The organism is Aquabacterium sp. UBA2148, from assembly GCF_002328915.1.
GTDB classification, from domain to species: domain Bacteria; phylum Pseudomonadota; class Gammaproteobacteria; order Burkholderiales; family Burkholderiaceae_C; genus Aquabacterium; species Aquabacterium parvum.
This window is the reverse complement of record NZ_DCXA01000217.1, coordinates 28,984-35,592: the sequence shown is the minus strand read 5'-3', so window position 1 is coordinate 35,592 and position 6,609 is coordinate 28,984. Positions and strand designations below refer to the sequence as shown.

Annotated in this window: 5 protein-coding genes; 4 read left to right on the top strand and 1 reads right to left on the bottom strand. The window is 65.4% G+C overall.

The annotated features are described in order from the left end of the window. A partial coding sequence (locus B2W70_RS12285) for a hypothetical protein (protein ID WP_286746060.1) occupies positions 1 to 864 on the top strand: 864 nt, incomplete at its 5' end. Continuing rightward, the gene (locus tag B2W70_RS12280) at positions 848 to 3,223 is read left to right on the top strand and encodes an ATP-dependent DNA helicase (protein WP_286746058.1); all 2,376 of its coding nucleotides are present in this window, start codon (positions 848 to 850) and stop codon (positions 3,221 to 3,223) included. The genes B2W70_RS12285 and B2W70_RS12280, both read left to right, overlap by 17 nt. A 27-nt stretch (positions 3,224 to 3,250) precedes the next feature. On the opposite strand, the gene B2W70_RS12275 is transcribed toward B2W70_RS12280, so the two are convergent. Beyond that, positions 3,251 to 5,371, bottom strand: a complete 2,121-nt coding sequence (locus B2W70_RS12275; protein WP_286746056.1) for a TonB-dependent siderophore receptor — start codon at positions 5,369 to 5,371, stop codon at positions 3,251 to 3,253. 54 nt (positions 5,372 to 5,425) lie between these two features. On the opposite strand from B2W70_RS12275, the gene B2W70_RS12270 reads away from it, so the two are divergent. Together B2W70_RS12270 and B2W70_RS12265 are read left to right on the top strand one after the other, a co-directional pair. Further along, positions 5,426 to 5,791: an iron uptake protein gene (locus B2W70_RS12270; RefSeq protein WP_286746054.1), complete on the top strand. Its 366-nt coding sequence runs from the start codon at positions 5,426 to 5,428 to the stop codon at positions 5,789 to 5,791. Positions 5,792 to 5,804: 13 nt separating this feature from the next. Beyond that, positions 5,805 to 6,609: PepSY-associated TM helix domain-containing protein (locus B2W70_RS12265; protein WP_286746052.1), on the top strand; the 805-nt coding region annotated here is incomplete at its 3' end.

Sequence of the window (6,609 nt, the reverse complement as noted above, 5' to 3'; positions counted from 1 at the left end):
GACCTGCTGGCCGCCGGCTGGGTGAGCCTGGTGGGCGACCACCCCGCCAACGAATGCCTGCGACTGACCGACGCGGGCATCGCGCTTCTGGCCCAAAGCCGCCAGGCCCAACGCCGCTCCGAGAGCGACCACGACAAGCTTGCTCTGCGGATGACAGAGGTGCTGATGGATGCAGGGCGGCTGGTTTGGCACGAGCTGTCGCTTCGCGCCAAGGTGGCTGTCGAGGTTGGTGCAAAGGCCCAAGCCGAGGATGCGAGTGCGGGCACAGACCCGAATTCGGATGTGCCCTCACGCACCCTGGCTGGCGAGCCCACCCCGCTTTGGGAAGACGAGCTCACCGACGCCGAGCAGGGTGATGAGCCCGGCGCCGAACCAGGTCCCGAAGCCACCAGCGCCCGCAAGGCCCACCGCTGGCGCCTGGCTCGCCCCGACCTGTTCTCGGTGCGACGCACCAGCAACCCCAACTACCTGCACCCCGTGGTGCACGAGATCAAGGTCAGCCGCGCCGACCTGCTCTCCGACCTGCGCCACACGGCCAAGCGCAGCTCCTACCAGTGGCTGGCCAGCGAATGCCACTACGTCTTCCCCCAAGGCCTGGCCGAGCCACAAGAGCTGCCCGAAGAGCTCGGTGTGTGGGTCATCCACGGCGACATCGAAACCGGCAGGCTGGAGATGCTGCGCCCCGCCCGCCACAAGGCCTGCACCCTGCCCTTTGACGTGTGGATGGCACTGGCCAAGGCTTCGCCCGTCAGGCGCGCACTCGAGCGCAGCCAGGCCGAGCTCGCCCACACCGAAGGCGATGACCCATCCGAAGATCGCGCAAGCAACGCGCGACGCCCCGAGCCCGATGCCAGCCCAAAGTGAGCGCCCGAGCGAGCCCCATCCCGGCCCTCAGACCGGGCCTGTCACCGAGCCCCCGCGCTTCCAGGTCGGCGTGCGCGAGCTGTGCGAGTTCGTCGCCAAACAAGGCGACCTGGACCTGCGCTTCACGCCCACGCCCACCGCGCAGGAAGGCATCGCCGGGCACGCGCTGGTGACCGCGCGTCGGCCTGCTGGCTACCTCAGCGAGGTCAAGCTCAGCGCGCAACAAGGCCTGCTGAACGTCAAAGGCCGCGCCGACGGCTACCACCCGCAGCTCAACCGCATCGAAGAGGTCAAGACCCACAAGGGCTCGGTGGACGCCATCCCCGACAACCACCGCCACCTGCATTGGGCGCAGGCCAAGGTCTACGGCGCTTTGCTGTGCCGCGAGCGCGGGCTCGAGCGCATCGACGTGGCGCTGGTGTACTTCGAGGTGGGCTCACAGAAAGAGACGGTGCTTTGCGAACGCCACACCGCCGCTGACCTTCAAGCCCACTTTGTTGACGTTTGCGAGCGCTTTGCCGCCTGGGCCGAACAAGAGCTGGCCCACCGCCGCGCGCGCGACGACAGCCTCACAGCGTTGACCTTCGTGCACCCGCAGTTCCGCGCGGGCCAGCGCGAGTTGGCCGAGTCGGTCTACAAGGCCGCCGCCACGGGCCGATGCCTGCTGGCCCAGGCACCCACCGGCATCGGCAAGACGATCGGCACCGTCTTCCCCATGCTCAAGGCCTGCCCCACGCAAAAACTGGACAAGGTCTTCTTCCTGACCGCCAAGACATCGGGCCGCGCGGCCGCCTTGCATGCGATCGCGAGCCTGCGAGCGCACCACCCCACGCTGCGTTTGCGCGAGCTGGAGCTGAGAGCCAAAGAAAAGGCCTGCGAGCATCCTGACCGCGCCTGTCACGGGCAGTCGTGCCCGCTGGCCCAGGGCTTTTACGACCGCCTGCCCGCCGCCCGCGCGCACGCTGCGGCAGCAGGCAGCCTGACACACGAAGCGGTGCGCGCCATCGCGCTGGCCCAGCAGGTGTGCCCCTACTACCTGAGCCAGGAGATGGTGCGTTGGGCCGACGTGGTGGTGGGCGACTTCAACCACTACTTCGACCAGACCGCGCTGCTGCACGGCCTGGTGCAACAAGGCCAGTGGCGCGTGGGCGTGCTGGTGGACGAGGCGCACAACCTGGTCGAACGCGGCCGGAAGATGCACAGCTGCGAACTGCAGCAGTCTTCGCTGCAAGGCATGCGCCACCACGGGCCCGCGGCGCTCAAAAAACCTTTGGACAAGCTGCACCGCGCCTGGCAGGGCATCAACAAAACACAACTCGGTGCAGACGGCCACGCGCCCGACTACCGCGTGCTGACCGAGATCCCCGACAGCTGGCTGCTGGCCCTGCAACAGCTTTGCACGGCCATCGGCGACCACATGGCCGAGCACCCGACTGAGGTCGATCCCGATCTGCAGAACTTCTACTTCGGGTGCCTGCAGATGAGCAAGCTGGCCGACAGCTTCGGCAGCCACTCGCTGTTCGACTGGGCGCCCGAGCCCGGCTCGCAGGCGTCCACGCGCAAGCTGCGATCGACCTTGTGCATCCGCAACGTGCTGCCCGCGCCTTTTTTGCAAAGCAGGCTCAAGCAAGCGCACAGCGTGACGCTGTTTTCGGCCACGCTGCAGCCCACGCATTTTTTCGAGACGCTGCTGGGCACACCGGAGGGCAGCGTGGCCATCGAGGTGGCGTCGCCGTTTTCGGCAGAACAGCTGCAGGTGAAGGTGGCGCGTCACATCTCGACGCGCTACGCCGACCGCGCCCGCTCACGCGAAGCGATGGTGGCGCTGATGGCCGAGCAATTCCGCGCGCGGCCCGGCAACTACCTGGCGTTTTTCAGCAGCCACGACTACCTGCAGGACGTGGCCGACCACTTCGAGCGCGCGCACCCCGACGTGCCGGTCGTGCGGCAACAGCGCGGCATGAGCGAAGAAGCGCAACGCGCCTTCCTGGCCCGCATGACGCCCACCAGCCAGGGCATCGGCTTTGCGGTTCTGGGCGGCTCGTTCTCGGAAGGGGTGGACCTGCCCGGGCAGCGCCTGATCGGCGCGTTCATTGCCACGCTGGGCCTGCCGCAGGTCAACGCCATCAATGAGCACATCAAGGCGCGGTTGGACGAGATCGTGGGCGACGGCTACGCTTTTCATTACCTGTACCCGGGGCTGCAGAAGGTGGTGCAGGCGGCGGGGCGCGTGATCAGGACGACGGATGACCAGGGGGTGGTGCACCTGCTGGATGACCGGTACGGGCGGGGGCAGGTGCGGGCGTTGTTGCCGAGGTGGTGGCGGGTCGACCAGGTGACGCGACAGGCTGGCGGTTAACCAGCCGGATGCGCCATGCCCCAAGCCTCAGAAGGTGTAGCGAGCTGTCAGTGCAGCGTTCAGACGTGCGCCATAGCCGCAGTCCTGGTTCTGCGCCCGGCACCAGGCAAGGTAAGTTTTGTCGGCCAGGTTGCGGACATCGAAACGGAAGTCCCACGGTCCTGTCGCATAGCCCACCATGGCGTCCACCAAGGTGACCGTCGGCAGCACCGGTTGCCCCGCTGCACCGGTGACCGATCCGGTGTGTCGCACACCCCCACCCACGCGCCAGCCACCAGGCAAGCGGTACTGCGCCCAAGTCGAGGCCATGCGTTGTGCCACCGATGACAAGCGCAAGCCCGTCTGGGCATTGACTGCATCCATGTCGGTGTAGTTGGCCGAGAGCTCGAGCGCACCGAGTCGCTGTCTCAGCTCCAGCTCCCAGCCACGGGTGGTGGCTCCGACCTGCTCCAGCCCGCCCGGCGTGGTGGCGTTGGCCACACGGTTGCGCTCCTTGATGTCGAACCACGCGACATTGAGCGAGGTGTCACCCGAGTCGGAGAGGAATTTCAGGCCAGCTTCTTTTTGCTCACCTTCGGTGGGCTTGAGGTAGCTGGCGCTCGACGTGCCATCGGTGCCCAAATTGGGCACGAAGGCTTCCGCATAGCTGACATAGGGCGAAACACCCAACGAGAACTTGTACATCAGCCCCACCCGACCGGTGGTGGCCTCGTTGCGCACCACAGCTTCCCGACCCGTCGTTGCCACAGTGATGTTGCGCGCGTTGTCACGGCGCAGCGCCGCCGAAGCCACCCAAGGCCCCCATGTGATGTGATCGGTGGCGTACAGGCCCGTCTGGATCAGCTTGCTGTCAGGTCGATCGCTCCAGGTCAAGGCCGAGGTGTTCACGCTGCCATAGACAGGGTTGTAGAGGTTGATGCCAGTGCCGGAGCCGTACGAGTAGTTGTACTCCTGCCAGAAGGCGTGCTGGTGATCGATGCCCAGCCCGATTTGATGGCGTGTCGGGCCGAGCGTCCATTCGCCCTCGAGCCTCGCATCGGCCGCCGAGACCTCGGTCTTGCGGTCAGCCGTGTAAATGGTGCGTGTGATGTTGCCTGCGTCATCGGGCACAGCGCCCACCGTGGCCCAGTGCTCGCGCGTGATGGACGCAGAGTGGGTTTTGCGCAAGGTGGCGCTGGCACGCCAGCTGTCACTCAGCCGTTGATTGACCAGCAGGGTCAACTCGTTCTTGCGCGTGTCGTAGCGGTCCCATCCGGGCTCGCCCACGAAGGTGCTGCTTGACAGCTGTCCGCGCGGGGCTGGTGCAATCGTGCCCTTCGATGGCAGGAACTGCGATGACACCTGGCCTTTGTATTGCTGGTGGGTGAACAACGCCGTGATGCTGGTGCCGGCTTTGGGCTGCCATGTCACCGAGGGCATCAGCACCAGCGCGTCGTCGCTGACGTGATCAACCTGCGTGTCGCTGTCGCGCTTGAGCGCCACCAGGCGATAGAGCCATTGGCCATCGACCGACAGCGGGCCCGTCAGGTCAGCTGCCACCTGTTTGCGGTTGTGCGAACCGATTTGCGCCTCGATCTCGCGGTGCTGCTTTGCCTTGGGGAGCTTGGACACGGCGTTCACGATGCCACCCAACTCGGCCTGTCCATACAGCACCGAAGACGGTCCTTTGAGCACCTCGACACGCTCCAGCGTGTAGAGGTCCGGGCGCACGTTGTTGTAGAAGCCATAGATGCCCCGCAGGCCGTCGATGTAAGCGGCTGGCGAAAGCCCTCGTATGGCGGCCCAGTCACCTCGCGTGTCAAAGCCGTAGCGTCCGGCCTGCACGCCGGCGCTGTAAGCCAGCGCGTCCTCGACCGAGCGGGCACCTGTTTCACGGATCTGCGATACGTCGATCACCTCCATGGAGAACGGGGTCTCGTTCACACTCACCGGGCTCTTGCCCACCGTGGCCGATCGCGTCTGCGTGATCAGGCGGTCGGCTTGCGTCCGAGTGCCCTTGACGCGCACCTCGGGCAACGAGCCCTCACCCGGCTCAACCGAGTCTGGCTTGGCTGCTTCTGCAGCAGTGGCAGGGGCATGGATGGCGGACGCGCTGGCCAACAGGGCCGCCAGGCACAGCGGAGAAAGGCGGAGAGCAGAAAGGGTCATCTTGCTTTTAATGCTAATGAGAAGAATTCGCATTCTATAATTTGACGGTTTCTTGTGTCGACCGATGCCCTGGGTGGCGCAAGGACATCTGCGGCCCCGTCTCTTTCACGCCTCATGCCCACACCCCCTCCCCATCCCAGCCGGTGGTCCTGGATCCACCGCATTGCCCTCAGCATCCTGGGCGCCTACGCGCTCACCTGGGGCCTCTGCGCCCTGGCCGTCGTCGCACTTGTCGCCAACGGATCCGACTTCCACGAAGCAGAGCACGGCGTCCTGATCGCAGCCTTCCTGGTCTACCTGGCGGTGTTCCTCTGGTCGTTCGCGACGCCACGACTCAGTCAGGTGTGGCTTGCCGTGGGCGGAGGCGCAGCTGTTTCGATGGCGATCGCCCTGTTCTGGCAACACCAATTGATGCAATGAAACGAGGTCAACCATGAACTGGACTTTTCGCCAGGCCATGACCTGGATGCACACCTGGCTCGGACTGGTGCTCGGCTTCGTGCTGATGGTGGTTTTCTTCTTCGGCTCGCTGTCGGTGTTCGACCGCGAGATCGATCGTTGGGCCATTCCGCAAACTCGCTTCGAGCCGCAGCCCATGCCGTCGTTCGACCAGGTGCTGCGGCCACTGATGGCGCAGATCGAGCCCTCAGCCGTCGAATACGCAGCCAAGATGCCGCTGCTGCACGACGCCAACAAAGGGCCCATGACTCCCCGCTCAGCACTGCCCATCGATGAGTTCTGGGCTTACACCACACACCGAGATCCGGTGCTGCTGGTCGGCGCCGACTTCTCTGTGCCCCATCCGCGAGACCCTGCAGCGCACAACCACATCCACGCGCGCGCCACCATCGACCCGCGCACCGGGGTCTTTCTGAACGATGACCAGCTGAAGGTCGGCAGCGCCTTCTTCTACCCGCTGCACTACAGCCTGCATCTCAGATGGAAGAACGCGGGGTACTTCATCGTCGGCCTCGCGGCCTTCATCATGCTGGCCGCGCTGGTCAGCGGGGTCATCATCCACCGCCGCCTGTTCCGCGAGTTCTTCACGTTCCGACCTCGCAAGCACCTTCAGCGCAGCACACTGGACCTGCACAACCTGACCGGCGTGCTGGCCCTGCCCTTTCACTTCTTCTTTGCATTCACCGGCCTGGTGATCTTTGCAGCATCGATCTACCTGCCGCTGGGCCACACCGTGCTCAAACCCCTGCACGATCGACACGCCGCTCAGGAATCGGCCC

Bases quoted from the DNA above. Each gene is read 5' to 3' on its own strand.
- B2W70_RS12275 (WP_286746056.1), bottom strand. From the start codon at position 5,371: ATGACCCTTTCTGCTCTCCGCCTTTCTCCGCTGTGCCTGGCGGCCCTG.
- B2W70_RS12280 (WP_286746058.1), top strand. From the start codon at position 848: ATGCCAGCCCAAAGTGAGCGCCCGAGCGAGCCCCATCCCGGCCCTCAG.